Consider the following 22,451-nt stretch of genomic DNA (forward strand, 5'->3'; position numbering starts at 1 on the left):
TTTAATTTAAACTTTTCTTGAGATTGACAGCTTATGCTTACAAAGGAACAGCAACAGGAATTATTAACCCTATTGTTCTCATTAATTAGCGAGTTTGGGACTCGAATTTTGATATCAATCCTGATTTTATTATTGGGTTTGTGGTTAGCAAAATTTATACAACGTTTGAGTCAACGTTTAATGATTCGGGCACAATTGGAGCCAACGCTAATTCGATTTCTAGTCAACTTAATTTATATTGCGGCGGTTACTTTTGTCGTGTTGGCAACTCTGGGAAAACTCGGAATTCAAACCACATCTTTTATTGCTGTTTTAGGGGCGGCTGGGTTAGCAATTGGTTTAGCCTTACAAGGGTCTTTATCCAATTTTGCGTCCGGTGTGTTTATGATTATTTTCCGACCCTTTAAAGTTCACGATTATATTGAAGGAGGCGGAGTCGAAGGAACCGTTGAGGAAATTTCAATTTTTACAACTCTTTTAACCACACCCGACAACAAAATTATTATTATTCCCAATAGTAAACTTTACGGCGATAAAATTGTTAATCACTCTATTCAACCCATGCGCCGTGTAGATTTAAAATTGAATTTCAGTTATAATACTAATCTGGAGCAACTTCGAGAATTATTTCTGACTCTCGTTCAAGCTGATCAACGAATTCTCTCAGAACCTACACCTGGTCTGGAGGTTCAGGAAATTGCGGGGAGTGGGATTAAGATTTTATTAACAGTTTGGGTGGCGACTCCTGACTACTCTCTGGTACGTTCCGATCTCAATGAACGTCTGAAACAAAGCTTAGATGCTCAGGGGATTTTATTAGTTTAATCCGTTTATTTTTACGGTCTATCGTCACAGAATAAGTTATCAATGCTAAAATCTCTCCTAGAGTTAGGCAAACTAAATCATGACATCCGACTTAGATCGTGGCATTATGAAATTTAAAGGGGCAGACAGCCCCACTGCAATTATTGTTTCTTCTGTGCTGGTTTTGGGAGGAATTGGCTTGCTGGTTTGGTGGGCTTTACAGACCGCCTATTCCCTATCCTAAAGGTAGAAATAGGAACAAAATCCGTGACTAATCTTGAGGATGCTGGCCAGCATCCTTTTTTTGTATTATACTTGTAACTTATGCGTCTTATATTGTAGTGTTTCACGACTCAAGATTATGGCGACCTTTCGGGATCTCGGTCAATCTTACCGAAAATATTTATCTTTATCTATCCTAAGCATTAGTGCATCTAGTACCTTTGAACTGATTGATTTAATGGTTCCTTATGCTATAGGACAAACGCTCAATGTCCTCTCAAATCAACCTGTTGATAAATTAACCCAATATTTGATTCAAGGAATCTCTAATTTAACGGGAATTGCCCAAACCCCTCAGCTTTCTTTAGGAGTTTTATTAAGTTTAATATTCTGTGTTACTGTTGTTAAAGCTCCAATACAGCCTTGGTTAGGGGTTTGGTATCATTGGTTAATTACATTAAAAACTCGTCGAGATCAATATCAGAATTCTTTGCAAAAAATTCTTACCCTTCCTTTAGAGTTTTATGATGAAAATAACCCTGGACGAATTGCTAGTCGAGTTGCAAAAGGGATTTCTAACCAAACTTGGACATATCCTGAAATTGCGGGTCAACTGATTCCTAAACTTATACGGGTCTTAGGAATTCTTGTAATTATTGCCTGGATTTCCTGGCCGATTGCTATCTTCTTTTTATTGTCTTTTATGCTAATTTTGGTTTTTAGCTTAAAAACATTGAAACGGCTAATCGACTTAGAAGAAATTATCGCCCAGTATGAAGAAAATACTGAAAGTCGCAATTCTGAGATTATTACAAATATCAAAACGGTTAAAGCATTTGCAACGGAATCTCAGGAGTTAAAACGACAAACTACTCGTTTAAATCGCGAGTTTAAAATAGTAGTTGGTCGGATTCACAGAGGCTATGTTCATTTAATTACTCGTCAAGCAACCTGTGTACAATTTAGTCTATTTATAGTCTTAGGATTTACCTTAGCTGCAACGATTTCAGGTTATATTTCTCTAGGGTATTTTGTCACTATCTATACTCTAGCGAGTATGGCTTATTCTGAAATTACACCGATTAGTAATATTGCAGAAGTTTTCGCCCGTCGCTATGCGTCAATGATTCGTTTACACGAATTTATGCAGTTACCAAGGGGACAAGATGCGGGCGATTTAACGCTCAATAAAACCGAGGTTCTTGGGGAAAATTCCTATCAATTTAACGGAAAAATAGAATTCTGTCAGGTGAGTTTTGGCTATAATCCCAATACTCCGGTTTTACAGAATATCAATTTATTGATTGAACCTTATCAAACCGTAGCCTTAGTTGGACGTTCGGGTTCAGGAAAATCAACATTAGTGAAACTGCTGTTTCGTTATTTTGAACCTGATCAGGGTCAGATTTTAATTGATGGAATTGATATTCGCAATTTGAATATTAGGGGTTATCGTAAACGGTTGGCTATTGTGCATCAAGAGGTGGATATTTTTAATGGAACTTTGTTAGAAAATCTGACCTATGGCAATCCTCATGCAACCTTTACAGAAGTTAAAGAAGCTTGTAAAATTGCTAAAGCAGATGAGTTTATTCAACAACTTGCGAAGGGCTATTCTACCCCCGTAGGAGAACGAGGCGTGCGGTTATCAGGCGGACAAAAACAACGGCTGGGAATTGCACGAGCCTTATTAGTAAATCCTGATATTTTAATTTTTGATGAAGCCACATCCAGTTTAGATTATGAATCAGAACGGGCGATCCAATTAGCCATGCAAAATATATTAGGAACACGCACAACCCTGATTATTGCCCATCGCTTGAGTACCATTCGAGAAGCGGATCAAATTGTAGTGTTAGATCAAGGTCAAATTGCAGAAGTGGGAACCCATGAAGCCCTGCTTCAACACCAGGGAATTTATCAACGTTTACATACTTTACAAGAAACAGGCGAATTATTGGTTTAATTAACAAATGGCAATTAGAGAGTTCAGAAACTGGGTTATTGCAGAAATCCAGTTTTTTTGACTTCTGACAGTTGAAGACGGGCTATATTAAGATTAAAGAGGTGCAATTCATTCAATTGCAAGTTTAGGTAAGGAAGGCAGAAGAGTATGTTTGAAATTAAACAAGGGTTATTTCAGTTTGAGTTTACAGATAATCATGCGATTTTAGGGGTTTCCCTAGAAGCAGACTTTGAGGACATTCGCAAACGCTATATGCGGATCGCCCGTCGTTTGCATCCTGATACTTGTCCCTTTGACAACCCCCAGGATCACGAGTTAGCCAAGCAATTATTAGCGAAGTTAGTCAGTCCGGCCTATAATCAGTTTTCAAAAGAAGGTGAACGTAAAGAATATATTCTGCTGTTAAAAACCATGGGCGATCGCACGGTCAAAGAACAGCATAACCTAAAATTACAAACGGAAGCAGCCCAAAAACTGATGCAAGCTTCTGACTATCAAACCGCTTATGAAGCTGCTATTAAAGAGTTAGCTAAAAATCAATATGAATCCCCTCAAAAAGTCTTAGAAATTATTGGTAAAATTAGTGAGTTAAACTTAATTTATCTCCTCCGTAAAAATCAAAAAGGGGGTGTTTCTCCGGCTCCATCTGCCAAAGTGATCGATCAAACTCCACCGCCACCTTCTGTAATGCCGAAGAAAGATTCTTTTGTTGAACAAGCTTGCCGCCGTGCAGAACAGTTAATGGCGAGTCAAAACTATGCCCAGGCAATTTTAGAGTTAAAAGATGCCATTAAACGAGAACCCGATAATAGTCATTGTCATGGTTTATTGGGGTTAGTTTATTTAAAACAAAATCAACCGAAACTCGCTACACCCCATATTAATCGAGCCTTACAATTAAACCCAAAACAACCTCAAGCCTTAGAAGCTAAAAAACAACTGGAAAAAGCCACACCCCAAGCTGGAGCAAAAGCCAAAACAGCCCAACAAACTGCTAAAAAATCAGAAGGAGGTTTATTTGGGGGCTTATTTGGAGGGAAGAAGAAGTAGAGAAGGGACGGTTGACGTTTGGCTGTTACTGGAAAACGGACAACCAACACCCGCAATGCGGTATTGTAAATATTGTAGAAAAAGTTACAAATTGCCGTTTGTAACTGGATTCTTAATGCTTAATTGTTAATTTTTACGCTCAGTATGGTTTATCAACCCCCGTCGGGTGCGCGAGATTTACTTCCCCTCGATGTTACCCAAAAAGTTTGGATTGAACGGCGCTTACAACAGGTGTTTCACTGTTGGGGCTATCATCAAATTATTACCTCAACCTTGGAACGGTTGGACACGCTGATGGCTGGGGGTGCGGTACAACCCTCAACGGTGATTCAACTCCAAGATTCTGAAAATCAGGGGTTAGGACTGCGCCCTGAATTAACGGCGTCCATTGCTAGGGCGGCAGTGACTCGCATGGGGAATCTACAATCTTGGCCCCAACGTTTGTATTACAACGCCAATGTTTTCCGCAAACAAAAGACAATTGATCAGGGACAACAGTTAGAATTTTATCAAGCAGGTGTGGAACTTTTGGGTGCTGGCGGATTACGCGCTGATTCAGAAATTCTGCTTTTATTGCGAGACTGTTTGCAAACTTTGGGGTTAAATAATACTGATTTAATTCTGGGAGAAGCAGGTTTAACTCAATCGTTATTATCGCCTTTTCCGCCTAAAGAACGGGAAAAAGTAAGAACGGCGATCGCTAATTTAGATCGAATTGGTTTAGAATCGTTATCACTTACTTCAGAACTGCGAGAACGAGCCTTATTTTTATTTGATTTACGAGGTCGTCCAGAAACCGTATTATCCCAAGTTTCTCAACTGGATTTAGATTCATCTCAACGACAAGCGGTAAATAACCTCAAATCCTTAATAGAATTATTGCAAAAATGTTGGGAAAATTCAAAAATTCAACCTGCAATAACCTTAGATTTAAGTTTAGTTCAAACCTTTGATTATTATACGGGAATTGTATTTATTGCCGTCAGTGATACCGCATCCGGGGCAAGGGTATTAGGGCAGGGAGGACGTTATGACCAACTTCTCGGTCTGTATCATCCCCAAGGCAAAACAGAACCGGGAATTGGCTTCTCCTTGAATCTTGAAGACTTGCATCAAGTGTTATTGGGACAAGGTGAATTACCGCATCAAACCCCGGCTAGTGATTGGTTGGTGGTGGCCCAAACCCCAGAAGCCGATGCGGCGACTTTTGCCTATGCCAGTCAGTTAAGGCAGTCCAGCGAGTTAGTCCGGGTAGAAGTGGAGTTAGAACACCGGGAAACTGCTGAAGAGATTCGGGACTATGCTCGTCGTCGAGGCATTGATCAAATTGCTTGGGTTGATGTTAACGGCGACCCCAAAATTGAAAAAATTGTTTAAGGGTAAAGAAGGTGAATTGTTAAACAGTTCTAATCAATTTTAGGATAACAGTTTCACCTACCCTAGACTTTTTATCCCTTGCAAATTCGTTAATTTATCGTTAACAATCAAAAAGTATTTACCCCCTATTTTTAAACAGGAGAACACTAACCATGTCACATACTATTGTTACGGACATTTGTGAAGGTGTAGCTGATTGTGTTGGGGCTTGTCCCGTTGCTTGTATTCATGAAGGCCCTGGAAAAAATACAAAAGGAACGAATTGGTATTGGATTGATTTTTCCACCTGTATTGACTGCGGAATTTGTCTACAAGTTTGTCCGGTTGAAGGTGCAATTGTAGCAGAAGAACGCCCCGAATTACAGAAAACGCCTCATTAAAAAGAGAATAGGGAATGGGCATTCTTGCAATAGGAATTTTACCTTTGCTTATTCCTTATTCCTTATTCATTATTCTCTATTTAATATGCAAAACGCTAATCTATTCGGTCGAGAGATTTATCAACGGATTAATAATAATATTCAGAAGGTGATGAAAGGGCAATCTTTGGCAATTAGAAAGTTATTAGCCGCCTTTGTCAGTGGGGGTCATGTCTTACTTGAAGATTATCCTGGAACCGGAAAAACTACCCTTGCTAAAGCCCTTGCTTTTTCCATTGATGCCAGTTTTAAACGGATTCAATTTACCCCCGATCTTTTACCTTCAGATATTTTAGGGGTTTCTATTTTTGACCAAAATGAACGCAATTTTCATTTCCATGAAGGGCCGATTTTTGCTAATATTGTTCTAGCAGATGAAATTAATCGGGCTTCTCCACGTACTCAATCTGCATTATTAGAAGCAATGGCAGAATCTCAAGTCAGTATCGATGGAAATCTGAGAAAACTTAAGGATTTATTTTTTGTAATTGCCACTCAAAATCCCGTCGAATCTCGTGGGACTTATCCTTTACCAGAAGCCCAAATGGATCGATTTGCTTTACAATTTAGTTTAGGTTATATTTTACCCGAAGATGAAGTCAATTTACTCTCAGATCAAATCGATCAAAATCCAATTGATACCCTCAAACCCTGTGTTTCCTTAGCGGAAATCTTCACGTTAAAACAACAGGTGAAACAAATTAGAATCAGTGCGGAAATGAAGCGTTATATTGTTGATTTAGTGAATGGAACTCGAACCGCAACGGATGTACAATTAGGGGCAAGTCCGAGGGCTTCTATTGCGTTAATGAAAATTGCTCAAGCGCTGGCTTTATTTGATGGCTATGAATTTGTAACTCCCGAACACATTCAAGAATTAGCAATTCCTGTTATCGCCCATCGTTTAGTCTTAGAACCCCGTTCAAGATTTACAGGAAGAACAGCCCCGGTTATTGTAGAAGAAGTTCTCAAATCTGTTCCTGTTCCTGCCTAAGTTGATGATTAGCGATCGCAGTAAAATCACTTAAATTTTACTTAAATTACTCGTAATGACCTCCAATGGCAAAAATATAAACATATTGATCATCAAATTTGTAAATTAGACGATCTTTTTGAGAAATTCTTCTTGACCATAACCCCGATAAATTATGTTTTAACGGTTCTGGTTTTCCGATTCCTTTAGCGGGATCACCTCTCAGCATTTATTTGATAATTTTACAAAGATTTTTATGGAGGTTTTTGTTTTTTTCCCTCAGTTCTTCATAGCTTTCCCAGGTGTTGCCCTCAAATACTAAGTATCTCATCTAGTTCTTCCTGATTGGGAGAGTAGCCTTTATTTTGGGTATGAGTTGCCATAGAATGGGTAATTTGTTCCATTAAATAGCTATTTTGTAAAACATATAAGGTTTCTTGTTGTTGTTCCCAATCTTCAGCACTAATAATAATAAAGTCTCCACTATTTTGATCGATTATTTTAAGAGGAGTATGTTGACTGATGACTTGTTCAAGAAAGCCTTGGATGTTATTTTTAAATTGAATAAACGGGATTGAATTCATTCTTTTCTCACTTCAATGCTTGAGTTACCCTCTTATTATAACTGTAGATCAGCTAAGGCTGTAAATCCTCTTAATGCTTGATTAGAGCAAAAAGCCTCCGAGCGCAATCTAAGTCCCATCAGCACAGTCAACACGAAAGAACCAAGAGACTTACATTTTTACTTGAAATCATCTAAAATATATCTTAGCTAAAACTTGATTGATTGAAAAGATAATCTGAAGGAATTTTATGATGTTAACCCAAACCAACTTAAAACAACAATTAATCACTAAAATTGAAACTGTTCAATCTCAACTTGGAGGAATAGACGGTTCTCCGGTCACAAATATTAAAATTAAACCTGATCTTGCAGAAGAAATTGAGACGATGGTAGTTCAACTAGAAGCTAAAAACCCTAACTATCGACCCTTACTGTATAGTCCTTTATTATTAGATGGAGCTTGGTTACTGCTCTATTCTACAGCCAGGGAAATTCGCAGTTTAGCTTCTCTACCTTTAGGGTTAAAAGTGGGAAAAATCTATCAAATCATTGATGTCAATTCTCGGCAATTTTTTAATCAAGCCTTTGTTAGACATCCATTAGGATTAATTTCCGGTTATGTTAAAGTAACGGCTACCTTTGAACCCGTTATTGATGATAATAAGTTACCCAATAATCGCCTGAATGTTTTCTTTCAACAACGCTATATTGCTATTTCTAATATTATAGGGGTTAAGACTCCTCAATTAGAACCCGCCCGTGTTGTCCCCGCCCGAAATCCCGTAGGTCGTATTCCTAGTTTAGAAATTACTTACCTTGATGAAACCTTCCGTATTGGTCGAGGAGGAGATGGAAGTTTATTTGTTTTAATTAAGAGTGAATTAGAGTAAGTTTTAATTGGTGCGTGGGATGCAGCTTACGCACCCTACGTTAATTATTTTATGTGTAATATTCAATGAAACGGTTATTTTATCGCCTGTTTTATTTCAGTTATGCCGTTGAACAATCTCGCAAAAAACGATTTACAAATCGGGGGTTAATCGTTCTTGCAGGCGTTGTTGTTACGGCTTTATTAGGGTTAGATACCAATCAAAGTTTAACTTATCAAATCTTTACCTTTTTAGTCTCTCTTCTGATCATTTCTCGGATTTCAGGCTTATTTTTTCGCTTCCATTTTCATGCCACCCGAACTTTACCCAGATTGGCAACGGTAGGTATTCCTTTTAAATCTAGGATTATTATTCATAATAACACAAATAAACCTCAAATTGGATTACAAATTATTGAAAATTTTGCTGATCCTCGTCCCACCCTGCAAGAGTTTCTGGAAACTCCAGAACCCAAGGAAAAACAGCGAAATCCTATTGATAAAATGTTAGGATATTATCGCTGGTTATGGTTAATTGATCAAAAACAATATGCGATCGCAAAACCCCAAAATTTACCGCCTCTTCCGCCCCATCGTTCAACGGAAATAGAGATTCAAATTACACCCTGTCATCGAGGTATTTTGGAACTTACCAGCTTAACGATTTCCTGTTGTGATCCGTTGGGTTTAGTAAATGCTCGAAAAACAATTTATTTACCTCAAAAATTATTAATTCTTCCCCCATTATATCAGGTTCCACCGATTCAGCTTCCAGGTTCGAGACGATATCAATCTGGTGGAGTAACCTTCGCTTCATCTGTTGGAGATTCAGAAGAATTTAGAGCATTACGAGATTACCGTCCAGGAGATTCTTTAAGAAAAATTCATTGGAAAAGTTGGGCAAAATTAGGCAAACCCATTGTTAAAGAAGAACAGGATGAATTTTTTGTCCGTCATGCTTTAATTTTAGATACTTTTCATCCGTTAAAATATAGTGAATGTTTAGAAGAAGCGATCGCCATTGCAGCCTCCCTCGCCTATCAAGTTCAAACTCAAGAATCTTTATTAGATTTAATGTTTGTGGGTCATGAAGCTTACTCTTTTACCTTTGGTCGAGGATTAAGTCATACAGATAAAATGTTAGAAATATTAGCATCTGTTGTTCCTTGTCAAGATAAAAATTTTGATTCTATTATTCCCGTTATTCTCGATAGAATTTCTTTATTGAGTGGGTGTATTTGTATTTTTATTGATTGGGATGAAACTCGAAAAAATTTAATTTATCATCTCAATAGTCTAGGAATTCATACCTTAGTATTAATCGTAACAGACAAGCAAAAATCAGAAAAATCTATAGAGTTAGACTCTTTTAATCTCGATTTAACCACGTTTCATCAATTACATTTAGGAAAAATAAAAGAGGAGTTAATGAAACTATGAAAACCCCACCTTTTCTTTTAGGTGCAACTTTAATTTTTTGGGGATGGCAAACCGGACTGTTAGCGTTTGCTCTACCCATGGCTTTAATTCTTGAAAGTTCCCGGTTCATCCAATGGCGTTGGAATTTCTCATCTCAAGATATTAGAAATATTGCTAATTTTTGTTTAATTTTGGTCATTTTAATTGGAATTATTTTAATTATTAATACCCATTCTATTCAATTTATTTATACTTTATTACAATGGCTTCCCATTATTCTTTTTCCGCTTGTACTTGCTCAAATTTATTCCATCAACGAGACTATTGATATTCGGACTTTATTTTTATTATTAAATTTCTTCTCATCTCCCCACCAAAAACCAGAAGAATTTTATCTAAATTTAACCTATTTCTATTTTATTTTGTGTATTCTATCTACCAGTGCTGTTAATATCCAAGATATCTCATTTTATATCGGGATGTTTTTACTCGTAGCGATCGCTCTTTTCTCCAGTCGGTCTAAACGATTTTCTCCGCTAATTTGGATAGGGTTAATTCTATGCGCTGGAAGTTTAGGACTGGTCGGACAAATGGGACTCCATCGCCTGCATTTAAGCTTTGAACAAGCTATTATAGAACAATTAAGCAGTTTATCGTTTCAAGATGCTGATCCCTTTCAAAAAAGTACAGCCATGGGTGATATTGGAGTATTAAAACTTTCTAACAAAATCTTCTTTAGGGTGGCGACAGATGACCCAGAAACAACACCCATTCTTTTAAGAGAATCTACCTATAATAAATATAAATCATCGAGTTGGTTTGCAACGGATTCTCAATTTAAGTCAATTCAACCTGCTCAAAATCTTACAACCTGGCAATTAGCACAACAACAAAAAAATTATTATAAAATGATATTTACTGGGGGATTAAATCGTAAAAAAGGATTATTAAAACTCCCTAATGGTACATTTAAACTTAATCAATTACCCGTTTTAAAGGTAGAAAAAAATCAATATGGGACAGTTAAAGTACAAGGAAACCCTGATTTAATGTCCTATCAAATTTTATTTAACCCGACTATTAATACTGATAGTCCTCCTACTGAAGACGATTTACAAATTCCCCCATCCGAAAAACCAGCAATTTCTCAAATTGTTCAACAACTCAATTTAAAAGGAAAACCCCCCCAAGAAATTTTAAAGCAAGTTAAAGGGTTTTTTGAAGATAATTTTAGTTATTCTTTGCAATTATTAGGAAAAGATCGAGGACAAACACCCCTTTCTAGTTTTTTACTCAAAAATCGATCTGGACATTGTGAATATTTTGCTACCGCAACAGCATTATTATTGCGAGAAGTAGGAATTCCCACCCGTTATGCAATTGGATTTTCTGTGAGTGAATTTAGTGCTTTAGAGAATCAATTTATTGTTCGAGGTCGGGATGGTCACGCCTGGACTTTAGTTTATATCGATGGAGTTTGGCAAAATTTTGATACCACTCCGGGGGGATGGTCAGCTATTGAAGATGCTGCTGCGCCTCAATGGGAAATAATAACAGATATCGGGTCTTTTGTTGGGTTTCAATTGACTTTATTTCTAAAATACATATCAACTCTAAATCTATTAAAATATAGTTGGTTATTGATGATTCCTTTAGTGTTAATAGTTATTCAGTTTTCGTCTAAAAAACGAGTCCACCGTTTAACTGCTAAAAGAATATTATCAAAATCTGTTTTTTCCGCTCAACAACCGGGTACAGATTCCGAATTTTATTTAATTGAGAGAGCTTTAAATGAATTAGGCTTTTTTCGCCATTCTTCCGAGTCGTTAAAATATTGGATTCAACGGTTAAAACAGGAGTTACCTAAAAACCCATTAATAGAGGATCTATCGGCTATTGTTGAGCTTCATTATCGTTATCGTTTTGATCCTCAAGGAATTAATAATACGGAAAGAGAGGAATTAAAAGTGATGATAAAATCTTGGTTAAATCGTTATCAAAAAAAGGAATAAGCTGCTACACAATACCAACAGATAGCAGCTTCAATTATTTTACTTCAGGACATAATAAGCTAATACACTTTGAACTTCATAGATATTTAACCGTCTGTTAAACTCTCGTTCAATGGGTGTAGAACTTCCAGATATCCAGATTTTTAACTCTGCATCTAGGTCAAAGTGTCCCGATGTTTCAATGCTAAAATGAATAATACTGCGATAGGGAATAGAATGGTATTCAATTTTTTTTCCTGTGATTCCTTGTTTATCAATAAAGATCAATCGTTTATTTGTGAATACAATTAAATCCCGAACTAACTGATAACCTCTCTCGATAGACTCACCCTCTGCTAAAAGTTTCGTAAGTCCCTCTTGTAGCTTTTGTGAATCGATTTCAGATGCGTTACCTAATAAGCCATCGATTAATCCCATCATTAACCTCCAAACAGAAATTGATGCCTTCGGATTTTAAAAGTTATGTTTATTATAACAATTCTATTTGATGGCGGCTTTTAAGCAGTGCGAGCGTCCTCGCTCGCTAGAAGTTAACTGCTGATAGATGATTGACTAGAGCAGAGACCGAAATAGCCAATGTTGCCTTTGTAGATAGATGTAATCAAACTTCTAGGTAGGTTGAATTGAAGCAAATGGACAACCGGCTACAACAACTGATCAAACAATTAGAAAACTTGGTAGTAAAAGAAACTGAAGATTCAGACTCTCCTTGGATAAAAGGATCTCGGTTAGAACAGTTATTTAATCAAAAAAATGGATCTACTATTGAAAATGTGTTGCAGACTCATGGCTATTACGACCTAAAAACATTGCTGAGGAAAAGCCATATTTTTGCTATTTATGAGAGTCCAATTCCTAAAGAATTCTACATTGCTTTACTCCGAAAAACGGTTTCTGGCTCCCAAAAATCTTCAATTGGTAATCAACCCATGTTTTATACAGTAAAACGTCCTTGGAAAGTGGAGCAAAGTATGATTAAAGAGTTGCAGGATGACGGATATTTACCAACTCCTAATCCGATTCACAAACTTTATCTGACTCAAACAAATTTGCCTTATACTCCAAAGTACCCTGCCAAAATCATATCACAGGATGATTTAAAATGTACTTTAGTAGAAATAGTTAAAACTTTGTCTGGGAAAAAAATAGAAAATTATGTAACAATTGATGAATTAAATAATCCATTTTATAAGAATTATGGTCAGAATCTAAGAGATGTACGGCGTAAAATTTTTCCTGACCTTAACTTAGTAGATTTGCTGCAAACAATTCCAGAAATCAAATTAGAAAAAATACAGGATACTTGGAGAATTACTCTTAATATTAGCTAATTTATTATGATTTATACAGTAGTGCGAGGGAGGACGCTGGGGCTGCTCATAGATCATGAATTCAGCAACGGAACATCCCAGCCAACCGTCAACCCCTGTGGCAGATTGTCCACTTAACGCTATAATCTCTTGATTATTTCTTTATGATCACAGACAGGCCCGACTGCGCCTGGTGAGGAGATGTCAATGAACATACTTGGAATTTCAGCTTATTACCATGACAGCGCTGCGGCGCTCGTCTGTGATGGTAAGATTGTGGCAGCAGCCCAGGAAGAACGGTTTACGCGCAAAAAACACGACCCTAGATTTCCAGCCAACGCCATTCGCTATTGTCTTCAGGAAGCCAACATCACCTTTTTTGAAATTGATCAAGTCGTTTTTTACGATAAACCCCTGGTAAAATTTGAGCGACTCCTCGAAACCTACCTCAGCTACGCACCGCGCGGGTTTCGTTCTTTTATGAAAGCCATGCCTGTTTGGTTAAAAGAAAAACTTTACCTAAAAACTGTATTAAAAAAAGAATTATGCGCGATCGCAGGCGCTAAAAAAGCCAAACTTCCCCCATTATTATTTACAGAACATCATCAATCTCATGCGGCTTCTGCCTTCTTTCCCAGTCCCTTCCAAAAAGCGGCGGTGATGTGTTTAGATGGCGTGGGAGAATGGGCGACAACTTCTGTTTGGTTAGGGGAAGGTAATAGTTTAACGCCCGTTTGGGAAATTGATTTTCCCCATTCTTTAGGTTTACTTTATTCCGCTTTTACCTATTATACAGGGTTTAAAGTTAACTCTGGCGAATATAAATTAATGGGATTAGCACCCTATGGTGAACCCATTTATGTTGATAAAATTCTCACCCATTTAATTGATTTAAAAGACGATGGTACATTCCGATTAAATCTGGAATATTTTAATTATGCCGTCGGTCTAACCATGACCAATACTAAGTTTGATCAACTGTTTGGTGGCCCGCCTCGTAAACCCGAAACCCCCATTAGTCAACGGGAAATGGATATCGCGGCGTCTATTCAAGTTGTCACTGAAGAAGTGGTTTTGCGTCTGACCCGTAGCGTTCAGAAAGAATTAAATGTTGATTACCTCTGTTTAGCCGGGGGTGTAGCCCTGAATTGCGTTGCTAATGGCCGGATTTTGCGTGAAGGCCCCTTTAAAGATATTTGGATTCAACCGGCTGCTGGAGATGCGGGAGGGGCGTTAGGGGCTGCCTTAGCCGTTTGGTATCAATATCATCAACAACCTCGTAACGTGGAAACGGATCTCGCCCTTGATATTTCGGCTGAAAAACTATTAGAAACCAGTGCGGGTTTAAAATCGGCTGTTGTTGCCCTAAAAACAACCCAAAAACGCTTAGATTATATGGAAGGTTCCTATCTGGGGCCGAAATTTAGCGAGGTGGAAATTCAGGAATATTTAGATACTGTTGGTGCGAAATATTTACGGTTAGATGATGTGGAATTAATGCCCCGTTTAGCGGAAATTTTAGCCGATGGAAACGTGGTCGGATGGTTCCAAGGACGAATGGAATTTGGGCCGAGGGCGTTAGGCGGACGTTCAATTATTGGTGATCCGCGCAATCAAAAAATGCAGTCGGTGATGAACTTAAAAATCAAATATCGAGAATCTTTTCGACCCTTTGCCCCATCGGTGAGGGCGGAACGAGTTTCTGATTATTTTGAATTAGATCGCCCCAGTCCCTATATGTTAATTGTGGCTCCGGTTCAAGAGGATTTAAGAATTCCTATGTCCCCGGAACAGGAACAATTATTTGGGATTGAAAAACTCAATGTTCCTCGTTCAGAAATTCCAGCAATTACCCACGTTGATTATTCCGCACGGGTACAAACCATTCACAAAGAAACGAATCCTCGCTATTACGATTTAATCCATCATTTTGAAAAACGCACGGGCTGTGCTGTGATTGTTAATACCTCTTTTAACGTGCGGGGAGAACCCATTGTGGGCAGTCCAGAAGATGCCTATCGTTGCTTTATGCGAACCGAAATGGATTATCTGGTTTTAGAGAATTTCCTGTTAGCCAAAACTGAACAAACCGCTTGGGAAAAAGATGATTCTTGGCAAAAAGAATTTGAATTAGATTAATCAGTTATCAGTTATCAGTTATCAGTTATCAGTTCTGTTAATAAACTTTCAATCAACATTATGACTGATCACGATATTCCTCAACTTGACGCGAAAGGATTACGCGAATTTGGATTAACAACCGGAGCCATTATTATTGGCTTATTTGGTGTTGTTTTGCCTTTGTTACTCGGACATTGGCCGCCGCGAACTTGGCCTTGGGTATTAGGAACCATCCTCATCCTTTGGGCATTAATCTCTCCTAAAACCTTAAATCCGGTGTATCACCTGTGGATGAAATTTGGGTTATTCATGGGGGCAATTAACAGTAAGATTATTCTCGGTGTCGTCTTTTACGTTATGATGGCTCCGATGGGATTTATTAAACGCCTATTCGGTTCTGATGCGATGCAGCGTCAATTTAACCCTAATCTCTCAACCTATCGGGTTGCGAGTAAAGTCAGACCTAAAGAAAGTATGGAGCGACCGTTCTAGTGTTTGAAGCAACATTAGATTTTTTAAAAGACATTTGGGCGTTCATGAAAGAACGCAAAAAGTATTGGTTATTGCCTCTAATTATTACATTGGTTTTATTAGGGGCGTTGATTGTTCTCAGTCACGGTTCTGCGATCGCACCCTTTATTTATACCTTGTTTTAAACGATGGGGCAGTGGAAAGCATGGGCAGTAAATCTAGGGCTGGCTTTAAGTAGTTTAGTCCTAGGGATTGCCATTGGAGAAATCGGTTTAAGGTTAGCCAAAATTGAGGGATTAAAAAAACTTCCTGAACCTAGTCATGCAGTTTTTTCTCCCTCCTTTTTTACTCAATCTGATCTTGATCGAGGCTGGTCAAATCGACCCGGAGCAAAAGGATGGTGGCAGTATGAAGGGGAATCCTACGTTGAAATTAATAGCGATGGATTACGGGATCAAGAATATGCGATCGCTAAACCTAAAAATACCTTTCGGATTGCAGTTTTAGGGGATTCTTTTACCTTAGCCTCCCAAGTTCCTGCTAACAGTAACTATACTTCAGTTTTAGAAAAAACCTTGGGTAATTGTGCGAAATTCAAGGGAAAAAATATTGAAGTGCTCAATTTTGGAGTGGATGGCTATGGAACAGCCCAAGAATTAATTACCCTGCGAGAAAAAGTGGGGAAATATCACCCGGATTTAGTAATTGTTTCCTTTTTTATTGGGAATGATGTGATTGATAATTCTCGAAAATTAGAAAACAACTATTATCGGCCGTTTTTTGTTTATAAAAATGGTCAGTTAGAGCCGGATTTTTCCTTCCGCAACTTACCTATGGGCTATAGTAACCGCTATTTAATTACAACGGTTGATCATCTTCCTGATTGGTTAGTCAACCATTCTCGAATTTTACAAGTTGCCAAAAAAGCCGAACTAGAATATCGTAAAAACAATTTAGTTAAACACTCAAATCAGTTAAGTGTAACAACCTTTAGAGAACCTCAAGATCCTGACTGGAAAGAGGCTTGGCAAATTACTGAAGATCTCCTCAGATTAATGGCTCAGGAAGTCAAAGACAAAGGAGCTAAATTTTTATTAATGGTGATTGCTGATCCGATGCAAGTTCATCAAGATGAAGCCACAAGACAATTTTTTAAAGTCTCTAATAAAATTGATAATTTATATTATCCCAATGAACAATTAAAAAACATTGGAAAACGCAACAATTTTCCCGTCTTAGACCTAGCTCCCGATTTTCAAGCTTATGCTAAACAAAATCAAGTTTGCTTACATGGATTTGAAAAAAATAATACCCTTTGTGGGGGACATTGGAACTTAAAAGGACATCATTTAGCCGCAGAATTAATTACAAATCAATTGTGTAAAACTGATAACGGATTATGAAAGTTTTGAAATCTTTAATTCTCAATACAAGTTTAGTTTTTGGCAGTTTAATCCTAGCCGTTATTTTAGGTGAAATTGCCTTGCGAGTTGCGGGAATTAAATATCCGCCCCCCCTTCCCCCCGACTCAGAAGCCTTAGCTTATACCGTTAAAGATCCCTATCGAGGTTGGTCGCCTCGACCCAATGCTAAAACCGTTTGGCGGGGAGAAGGAGAAGCGTCAGAATTAAAAATGAATGGGTTTGGAATGCGGGATTATGAACGAACTTTAGAAAAGCCAGCCAATAGTTATCGAGTTGCAATTTTAGGGGATTCTTTTATGGAAGCGTTACAAGTTCCCCTGGAAAAAACCGCCGCCTCGGTAATGCAATCTCAACTCAAAAGTTGTCCCTTTTTAAAAGGCAAAACCGTTGAAGTTTTAAATTTTTCTGTTCAAGGTTATGGAACTGCTCAACAGTTAATGACATGGCGACATCATGCACAACAATTTTCGCCAGATTTAGTGATTTTGGGGTTCTATCCGGGTAACGATATTAGAAATAATTATCGTCCGTTAGAGCATGATCATTTGCGTCCCTATTTTGTAGAAAAAAATGGTCAACTTGTGGAAGATTTATCGTTTAGAACCTTAAATCCTGCCAGTCTTGAACGGGATTATTATACATTTTCAAAACTGGATCAATTGCCTTATGAATTAATCGCTAATTCTCGAATTTTACAGCTTATTCGACAAGCCGAGATAGAATCTAAACGTCGTCAATTACAAAAAGATTATGAACAAACCGATATTAATTTTTATAAAGAACCTCCTGATCAAAACTGGCAACAAGCTTGGAAGATTACAGAACAATTAGTCACCTTACTAAAAAATGAAGTGACGGCAAAAGGCAAGGATTTTATGGTGGTAATGGTGAGTGATTCCTTTCAAGTTCAACCTGACCCTAAAAAACGTCAGAAATTTATGGAAGCTCATCAAATTCAGGATATTTTTTATCCTGATAAACGAATTTATGCCCTAGGACAACGAGAAGGATTCCCCGTTTTCCGACTCGCAGAACCCTTACAAAAGCAAGCCGAAAAAACAGGAGTCTGCTTACATGGATTTAAAAATGCTGAAGCCTGTGGCGGACATTGGAACCGGGAAGGAAATCGCCAAGCCGGGGAATTAATCGCAAGTGAAGTCTGTCAACGGCTGATGGGTCAATCCCCAAGCCCTCAAAAATAAAATTCAAAGGGAATGGGGATGGATTTATTATATAATAAACCTTTATTCCCTCAAAAAACACTTAATTTTTTTCTTTTAACGTTCTCAATCTTACCATGAAAAATTTTAAATTCTTTCCTAAAGCCAAAGAAGGTATAAAAATTGCGTTAATTAACTTAGTTGTATTATTCGTTTTTTTAGAAATGGGTTCCTTAATTTTTTATTATTTTAAACATCAAAAACTTTATTATACCCGTGACCGTTCAGAGGATGTTCAAAATTTAGGAATTAATTTAGAAGGAGTTAGAGTTAACGAATCTGTCGTTGAACGATTACATCCGTATTTTGGATATGTTCAAAAACCAGGCCCGGATTTTAGACCCGGATTTAAGTATAATAATTATGGGTTTATTTCTCCCTACGATTATCCCTACAAAAAAACGAATCCTAATCAAGTGATTGTTGGGGTATTAGGAGGTTCTGTTGCATCTAACTATTCGATTTATGAAATTCAAAATAGAATTTTAGAAACCAAACTCCAAAAATTACCTCAATTTAAAGATAAAGAATTAATTATTATATCCCTAGCGATTGGAGGATATAAACAGCCTCAACAGCTACTTACATTAAATTATATGCTATCTTTAGGGCAAAAATTTGATTTCGTGGTTAATATTGATGGCTTTAATGAAGTTGCCTTAGCAAGTATTAATAATCAACAGAAATTGAGTTTTGCGATGCCCAGCGCATCCCATGTTCAAGCCTTAACAGGTTTAGCCAATAACAGCCTATCTACAAAAGCCCTAGAAGCCTTATTAAGCATTAAAGATAATAAACCTAAACTCAAAAATGCGTTAGAAACCTTAAAAAATTGTCCCTTAGCTTCCTGTCATGTTGTGATGTCTTTGTATGTTCAGGAATTAGTTAAAGATTATCGTCGAGATGTTGCCCGCTTTGAACGGTATCGTCAGCAACCCTCTGAGGATGGCAGTGCAGAAAGTGTGATTTATTTTTATATGCAAGATCACGTTTTACCCGATGCTGAAGTGTTCCAAGACATTACCAATAATTGGGCTGAAACTTCGATTTTAATTCATCAAGTTTTAGCTGCCAATAATATTCCTTATTTTCATATTTTACAACCCAATCAATATTATCCGACAAAACGAGTCTTTAGCGAGGCTGAAAAGAAAATTGCCTTTAGTGAGGATAGTCCTTATAAAGATTCTATTAAAAAAGGATATCCTTTCTTATTAAAAAAAGTGGATGAACTCAAAGCCAATAACGTCCAATTTTTTAATGGGGTATCTATTCTCGATAGTGTTCAAGAACCCGTTTATATTGATAATTGTTGCCATTTTAATAAATCAGGGGAGACAATTTTATCGAATTTTGTTGCTGATTCTCTGTTTAATGTCTTCAAAAATCAGACAACTCCCTAGAAATCGATATTTTTTAATCTTCAATTCGCTCTAAAGCTGCTAATTCAGACCGACGTTGCTTTAATTCAAACTCTAATTGTTGAATTTCTTGTAATAATTGTTGTCTTCTTTTTTCTCCAGAATTTTGTTGTCGAATAAAATAAGCATCGATTTCAGGCCATAATTGGACTCCCCAATCTTTACTAGCGGTTTTTAACTCATTTAAAACTTCTACACTTCCATCGGGTTCTAAGATAAATAACGTATATAATCGTTCAGTCCCATTCTGCTTTTGTTTTTTCTTTTCACAAAATAAGTATAATCCCGGTTGTTGTGTGGATAACTGATCACATTGATTCACAAAACCGCCTAAAATAGAATAGCCATCGGTGCGACTTTTATCTAAACCTTCGACTAATTTACACCAATTTCCGGTTTTGATTAAAAATCGACTTTGCCAAAATCCAGGTGCATTAAAAAATGCTTCTCTTAAATTGACTAAAATAGCTTGACTCATCATTAAAAACAATTAAGACTGTGAACAGTTTGTTGATAAAAAGTCTCTAAAGCTTGTACACAACTTTTGTCCTCATAGAGTTTTTCTATATTCTGTTTAATTTTTTCTTGAATGGCTAATCTCCAGTCTGGATTTAAACCCAACTCAATTGCTATTTTAATATATTCTTCTCGATTTTGGGCAATGGTTTCAGTAATTCCTAATCGCTGTAATATTCCCGCAGATTGACGACTTCTCATCCATTTCCCCTCACAAGTAACCAGGGGAAGACCACAGGATAAACTATCTAAAGTTGTTAAAAATCCTGTAAATTGGATGGAATCTAAGCCAATATCCGCTAGGGTATTTAATTGTAAATAATCTTCTTTATCTAAACGGGGTAAAATAATACAATATTCATCAATGTCTAAACTCGCTTTAGCAAATATCCGTTTTAACCGTTGTCTAAACTTTTCAGTAATGGCAGGATTCCAATGGGCTAAAAACACAAATTGAGCCGATTTAACTTGTTTTGATATTTCTACTAATAAACGATCAAAATCAGGCAAATACTTAAATAAAGATTGACAGGATAAATACAAAATTACATCCTGTTTTAATCCAAAATCCAAACGATTTTTTAGAGTTTTTGGTAATATACTTTTAGGATAATTAATCCCTAAATTAGGTAAACGAATTAACTTTTCTGAATAATGATGTTCACCATCTTTAGGTTCTAAAAATTCAGCCGAAATAAAATAGTCAATTGTTGGTAAACCTGTTGTTACTGGATGTCCCCAGGCGGCACATTGAATCGGTGCTAGTCGTAACCCTGCGATTTGGGTGAGTTGGGGACACATCCCAATATCTAAAAAAACAATAATATCTAATTCATCTGCTAAAATTTGTTCAACAATTGTCTCTAAATTTCTATTAATATGATAAAATTGATCACTATAAAGATCAAACAAATCTGTAATTTGATCGGCTTCTTCCCCCGTAAAATAACAATAAATCTCAAATTGACTGCGATCGCAATTTCTCAACCATCCTAAAAATACTAATCCCACAGTATGCCAAGTTAAATGAGGAGAAATATATCCTATTTTTATTTTTTGATTAGGCTTCAAAGGCGGTAAAGATAAAGGGTTTACCCATTCAGGATAATTGGCTTTCATCACCCGATAAACCCATTTTCCATACTGTTGTTGTAACTCTAAATCATCATATCCCTGATATTGTAAATAAAAATGAGTTCCCCTGCCAATAGCCGTTAACGCCTGTTGTCTAACCTCTAATTTTTCTAAATCTGTTTCTGCAATTAAGGACGTTAATTCTTGAGTAAACAATTGACGGTATGCTTCAACTTCTTCAAACTGATTATATAAAATCGGGAGTAAAGATTGTTTAGCCAATTTAACAGAAATTTGATGCGGAAATCGAACAATTGCTTGTTGAGCTATTTGCAAAGCGTTCTGAGTCTCTCCTAAATTTTGCCAAGCTGAAATTAAAGCCAAATACAATTCCATCTCATCAGGAAATTGTTGTAAACCTTGTTCATAAATATTAACTGCTTTTTGCCATTGTTCTAACCTTTGGTAACAGGTTCCTAATTTTAAATAAATCTCAACCTTTCCCCCGGAATTCTGTAAAACAGTCTGATAAAATTGAATGGCTGTTTCATACCGATGTTGAGATTCTGCCGCCAACCCAAAATATAAATGAGCACTCTCTGTATTTTGATGAACGGTTAAAACTAATCCCATCTGATATAATAAATCAGAATCATGGGGATAGAGATTTAACCCCGTTTGATAAATTGCGATCGCATCGAGATCTTGATTCTTTCCTAAAAAAAGGTTTCCTAATTTTAAATAACCTGTAACTTCATAGGGTTGTCGTTCAATTGCCTTTTGATAAAACAATTCAGCCGATTCTAACTCCCCCAATTCCGCCCAAATATCCCCCAATTTTAGACAGCCATCACTGGCATCAGCATCTAACTCAATTCCCGTTTGATAAGCTATAATTGCTTCTGTAATATTCCCCAGTTTTTCCCAAATTAAACCCAAACGATAATAGTGATAACCTTGAGTTCCATCTAATCTTAAACAACAGTCCAAAGCATCCAACGCAGCATCATATTGAGCGAGATCAAAATAAATTCTCGATAACCCATCCCATCCCTCAGCACAATTTTCATCTAATTCTAAAAGCTGCTGATACTTGGCTTCAGCTTCCTGAAGATATCCAGCCTGTTCTAATGCCAACGCCTCAGCGTATAAGCATTGATTCTTAATCGTTAATCCCTGATCATTCATATCAATAAATAATAGGGTGCGTAAGCCCATA

Annotated in this window: 22 protein-coding genes; 17 read left to right on the forward strand and 5 right to left on the reverse strand. The window is 37.0% G+C overall.

Annotated elements, in window-relative coordinates:
- Positions 1 to 33: 33 nt before the first annotated feature.
- From H6G57_RS21570 to H6G57_RS21600, 7 genes are all read left to right on the forward strand, one after another.
- The gene (locus H6G57_RS21570) at positions 34 to 825 is read left to right on the forward strand and encodes a mechanosensitive ion channel family protein (RefSeq protein ID WP_190522346.1); all 792 of its coding nucleotides are present in this window, start codon (positions 34 to 36) and stop codon (positions 823 to 825) included.
- A gap of 79 nt (positions 826 to 904) precedes the next feature.
- Positions 905 to 1,048: a hypothetical protein gene (locus H6G57_RS21575; RefSeq protein ID WP_186440454.1), complete on the forward strand. Its 144-nt coding sequence runs from the start codon at positions 905 to 907 to the stop codon at positions 1,046 to 1,048.
- A 117-nt stretch (positions 1,049 to 1,165) separates the two neighbouring features.
- Positions 1,166 to 2,992, forward strand: a complete 1,827-nt coding sequence (locus H6G57_RS21580) for an ABC transporter ATP-binding protein (RefSeq protein WP_190522349.1) — start codon at positions 1,166 to 1,168, stop codon at positions 2,990 to 2,992.
- Positions 2,993 to 3,139: 147 nt separating this feature from the next.
- The gene (locus H6G57_RS21585; protein ID WP_190522352.1) at positions 3,140 to 4,042 is read left to right on the forward strand and encodes a DnaJ domain-containing protein; all 903 of its coding nucleotides are present in this window, start codon (positions 3,140 to 3,142) and stop codon (positions 4,040 to 4,042) included.
- A 144-nt stretch (positions 4,043 to 4,186) separates the two neighbouring features.
- Positions 4,187 to 5,419, forward strand: coding sequence for an ATP phosphoribosyltransferase regulatory subunit (locus H6G57_RS21590; RefSeq protein WP_190522355.1), 1,233 nt, complete (start codon positions 4,187 to 4,189; stop codon positions 5,417 to 5,419).
- Positions 5,420 to 5,571: 152 nt separating this feature from the next.
- A complete protein-coding gene (locus H6G57_RS21595) occupies positions 5,572 to 5,799 on the forward strand; it encodes a ferredoxin family protein (protein WP_190522357.1) in 228 nt (75 codons plus the stop codon).
- A gap of 85 nt (positions 5,800 to 5,884) precedes the next feature.
- Complete coding sequence (locus tag H6G57_RS21600) at positions 5,885 to 6,832, forward strand: MoxR family ATPase (protein WP_190522359.1); 948 nt, start codon at positions 5,885 to 5,887, stop codon at positions 6,830 to 6,832.
- Between the two features lie 46 nt (positions 6,833 to 6,878).
- Here H6G57_RS21600 and H6G57_RS29150 read toward each other — a convergent pair whose 3' ends face one another.
- Together H6G57_RS29150 and H6G57_RS21610 are read right to left on the reverse strand one after the other, a co-directional pair.
- Positions 6,879 to 7,040 carry a Txe/YoeB family addiction module toxin gene (locus tag H6G57_RS29150; protein ID WP_199314407.1) on the reverse strand — a complete coding sequence of 54 codons (162 nt, stop codon included), beginning with the start codon at positions 7,038 to 7,040 and terminating at the stop codon, positions 6,879 to 6,881.
- 82 nt (positions 7,041 to 7,122) lie between these two features.
- Positions 7,123 to 7,395 (reverse strand): type II toxin-antitoxin system Phd/YefM family antitoxin, encoded by a 273-nt coding sequence (locus H6G57_RS21610; RefSeq protein WP_190522361.1) that lies wholly within the window; start codon positions 7,393 to 7,395, stop codon positions 7,123 to 7,125.
- Between the two features lie 229 nt (positions 7,396 to 7,624).
- Here H6G57_RS21610 and H6G57_RS21615 point away from each other — a divergent pair, with 229 nt between their 5' ends.
- From H6G57_RS21615 to H6G57_RS21625, 3 genes are all read left to right on the forward strand, one after another.
- Positions 7,625 to 8,266: a PAP/fibrillin family protein gene (locus H6G57_RS21615; RefSeq protein WP_242049055.1), complete on the forward strand. Its 642-nt coding sequence runs from the start codon at positions 7,625 to 7,627 to the stop codon at positions 8,264 to 8,266.
- Positions 8,267 to 8,331: 65 nt separating this feature from the next.
- Positions 8,332 to 9,684, forward strand: coding sequence for a DUF58 domain-containing protein (locus H6G57_RS21620; RefSeq protein ID WP_190522363.1), 1,353 nt, complete (start codon positions 8,332 to 8,334; stop codon positions 9,682 to 9,684).
- Positions 9,681 to 11,675 (forward strand): transglutaminase family protein, encoded by a 1,995-nt coding sequence (locus tag H6G57_RS21625; RefSeq protein ID WP_190522365.1) that lies wholly within the window; start codon positions 9,681 to 9,683, stop codon positions 11,673 to 11,675. The genes H6G57_RS21620 and H6G57_RS21625 overlap by 4 nt, the downstream gene beginning before the upstream one ends.
- A gap of 39 nt (positions 11,676 to 11,714) precedes the next feature.
- On the opposite strand, the gene H6G57_RS21630 is transcribed toward H6G57_RS21625, so the two are convergent.
- Positions 11,715 to 12,092 carry a PH domain-containing protein gene (locus H6G57_RS21630; protein ID WP_190522367.1) on the reverse strand — a complete coding sequence of 126 codons (378 nt, stop codon included), beginning with the start codon at positions 12,090 to 12,092 and terminating at the stop codon, positions 11,715 to 11,717.
- Positions 12,093 to 12,307: 215 nt separating this feature from the next.
- Between H6G57_RS21630 and H6G57_RS21635 the strand changes: the two genes are divergently transcribed.
- The 7 genes from H6G57_RS21635 (at position 12,308) to H6G57_RS21665 (ending at position 19,624) form a co-directional block, all read left to right on the forward strand.
- Positions 12,308 to 13,006, forward strand: coding sequence for an OST-HTH/LOTUS domain-containing protein (locus H6G57_RS21635; RefSeq protein ID WP_190522369.1), 699 nt, complete (start codon positions 12,308 to 12,310; stop codon positions 13,004 to 13,006).
- A 186-nt stretch (positions 13,007 to 13,192) separates the two neighbouring features.
- Entirely contained in the window at positions 13,193 to 15,124 is a 1,932-nt protein-coding gene (locus H6G57_RS21640; RefSeq protein WP_190522371.1) for a carbamoyltransferase, read from the forward strand.
- Positions 15,125 to 15,184: 60 nt separating this feature from the next.
- Entirely contained in the window at positions 15,185 to 15,598 is a 414-nt protein-coding gene (locus H6G57_RS21645; protein ID WP_190522373.1) for an SxtJ family membrane protein, read from the forward strand.
- Complete coding sequence (locus H6G57_RS21650) at positions 15,598 to 15,762, forward strand: DUF5989 family protein (protein WP_190522375.1); 165 nt, start codon at positions 15,598 to 15,600, stop codon at positions 15,760 to 15,762. Before H6G57_RS21645 ends, H6G57_RS21650 begins: the two co-directional genes overlap by 1 nt.
- A gap of 3 nt (positions 15,763 to 15,765) precedes the next feature.
- Positions 15,766 to 16,980, forward strand: a complete 1,215-nt coding sequence (locus H6G57_RS21655; protein WP_190522377.1) for an SGNH/GDSL hydrolase family protein — start codon at positions 15,766 to 15,768, stop codon at positions 16,978 to 16,980.
- Positions 16,977 to 18,203 (forward strand): SGNH/GDSL hydrolase family protein, encoded by a 1,227-nt coding sequence (locus H6G57_RS21660; RefSeq protein WP_190522378.1) that lies wholly within the window; start codon positions 16,977 to 16,979, stop codon positions 18,201 to 18,203. The genes H6G57_RS21655 and H6G57_RS21660 overlap by 4 nt, the downstream gene beginning before the upstream one ends.
- A gap of 95 nt (positions 18,204 to 18,298) precedes the next feature.
- Positions 18,299 to 19,624, forward strand: a complete 1,326-nt coding sequence (locus H6G57_RS21665; RefSeq protein WP_190522380.1) for a hypothetical protein — start codon at positions 18,299 to 18,301, stop codon at positions 19,622 to 19,624.
- A gap of 13 nt (positions 19,625 to 19,637) precedes the next feature.
- Here H6G57_RS21665 and H6G57_RS21670 read toward each other — a convergent pair whose 3' ends face one another.
- On the reverse strand, positions 19,638 to 20,120 hold the full coding sequence (locus tag H6G57_RS21670; RefSeq protein ID WP_190522382.1) for a hypothetical protein: 483 nt from the start codon (positions 20,118 to 20,120) through the stop codon (positions 19,638 to 19,640).
- A 2-nt stretch (positions 20,121 to 20,122) separates the two neighbouring features.
- Complete coding sequence (locus H6G57_RS21675) at positions 20,123 to 22,450, reverse strand: tetratricopeptide repeat protein (protein WP_190522384.1); 2,328 nt, start codon at positions 22,448 to 22,450, stop codon at positions 20,123 to 20,125.
- Position 22,451: the final 1 nt, after the last annotated feature.

This window comes from Planktothrix sp. FACHB-1365 (genome assembly GCF_014697575.1).
GTDB lineage: Bacteria > Cyanobacteriota > Cyanobacteriia > Cyanobacteriales > Microcoleaceae > Planktothrix.

Coding starts and splice junctions, on each gene's coding strand:
- H6G57_RS21675 (WP_190522384.1), bottom strand. CDS start 22,450: ATGGGCTTACGCACCCTATTATTTATTGATATGAATGATCAGGGATTA.
- H6G57_RS21585 (WP_190522352.1), top strand. CDS start 3,140: ATGTTTGAAATTAAACAAGGGTTATTTCAGTTTGAGTTTACAGATAAT.
- H6G57_RS21655 (WP_190522377.1), top strand. CDS start 15,766: ATGGGGCAGTGGAAAGCATGGGCAGTAAATCTAGGGCTGGCTTTAAGT.
- H6G57_RS21670 (WP_190522382.1), bottom strand. CDS start 20,120: ATGAGTCAAGCTATTTTAGTCAATTTAAGAGAAGCATTTTTTAATGCA.
- H6G57_RS21625 (WP_190522365.1), top strand. CDS start 9,681: ATGAAAACCCCACCTTTTCTTTTAGGTGCAACTTTAATTTTTTGGGGA.
- H6G57_RS21580 (WP_190522349.1), top strand. CDS start 1,166: ATGGCGACCTTTCGGGATCTCGGTCAATCTTACCGAAAATATTTATCT.
- H6G57_RS21600 (WP_190522359.1), top strand. CDS start 5,885: ATGCAAAACGCTAATCTATTCGGTCGAGAGATTTATCAACGGATTAAT.
- H6G57_RS21575 (WP_186440454.1), top strand. CDS start 905: ATGACATCCGACTTAGATCGTGGCATTATGAAATTTAAAGGGGCAGAC.
- H6G57_RS21640 (WP_190522371.1), top strand. CDS start 13,193: ATGAACATACTTGGAATTTCAGCTTATTACCATGACAGCGCTGCGGCG.
- H6G57_RS21660 (WP_190522378.1), top strand. CDS start 16,977: ATGAAAGTTTTGAAATCTTTAATTCTCAATACAAGTTTAGTTTTTGGC.
- H6G57_RS21570 (WP_190522346.1), top strand. CDS start 34: ATGCTTACAAAGGAACAGCAACAGGAATTATTAACCCTATTGTTCTCA.
- H6G57_RS21620 (WP_190522363.1), top strand. CDS start 8,332: ATGAAACGGTTATTTTATCGCCTGTTTTATTTCAGTTATGCCGTTGAA.
- H6G57_RS21615 (WP_242049055.1), top strand. CDS start 7,625: ATGATGTTAACCCAAACCAACTTAAAACAACAATTAATCACTAAAATT.
- H6G57_RS21645 (WP_190522373.1), top strand. CDS start 15,185: ATGACTGATCACGATATTCCTCAACTTGACGCGAAAGGATTACGCGAA.
- H6G57_RS21630 (WP_190522367.1), bottom strand. CDS start 12,092: ATGGGATTAATCGATGGCTTATTAGGTAACGCATCTGAAATCGATTCA.
- H6G57_RS21635 (WP_190522369.1), top strand. CDS start 12,308: ATGGACAACCGGCTACAACAACTGATCAAACAATTAGAAAACTTGGTA.
- H6G57_RS21665 (WP_190522380.1), top strand. CDS start 18,299: ATGAAAAATTTTAAATTCTTTCCTAAAGCCAAAGAAGGTATAAAAATT.
- H6G57_RS21590 (WP_190522355.1), top strand. CDS start 4,187: ATGGTTTATCAACCCCCGTCGGGTGCGCGAGATTTACTTCCCCTCGAT.
- H6G57_RS29150 (WP_199314407.1), bottom strand. CDS start 7,040: ATGCTGAGAGGTGATCCCGCTAAAGGAATCGGAAAACCAGAACCGTTA.
- H6G57_RS21595 (WP_190522357.1), top strand. CDS start 5,572: ATGTCACATACTATTGTTACGGACATTTGTGAAGGTGTAGCTGATTGT.
- H6G57_RS21610 (WP_190522361.1), bottom strand. CDS start 7,395: ATGAATTCAATCCCGTTTATTCAATTTAAAAATAACATCCAAGGCTTT.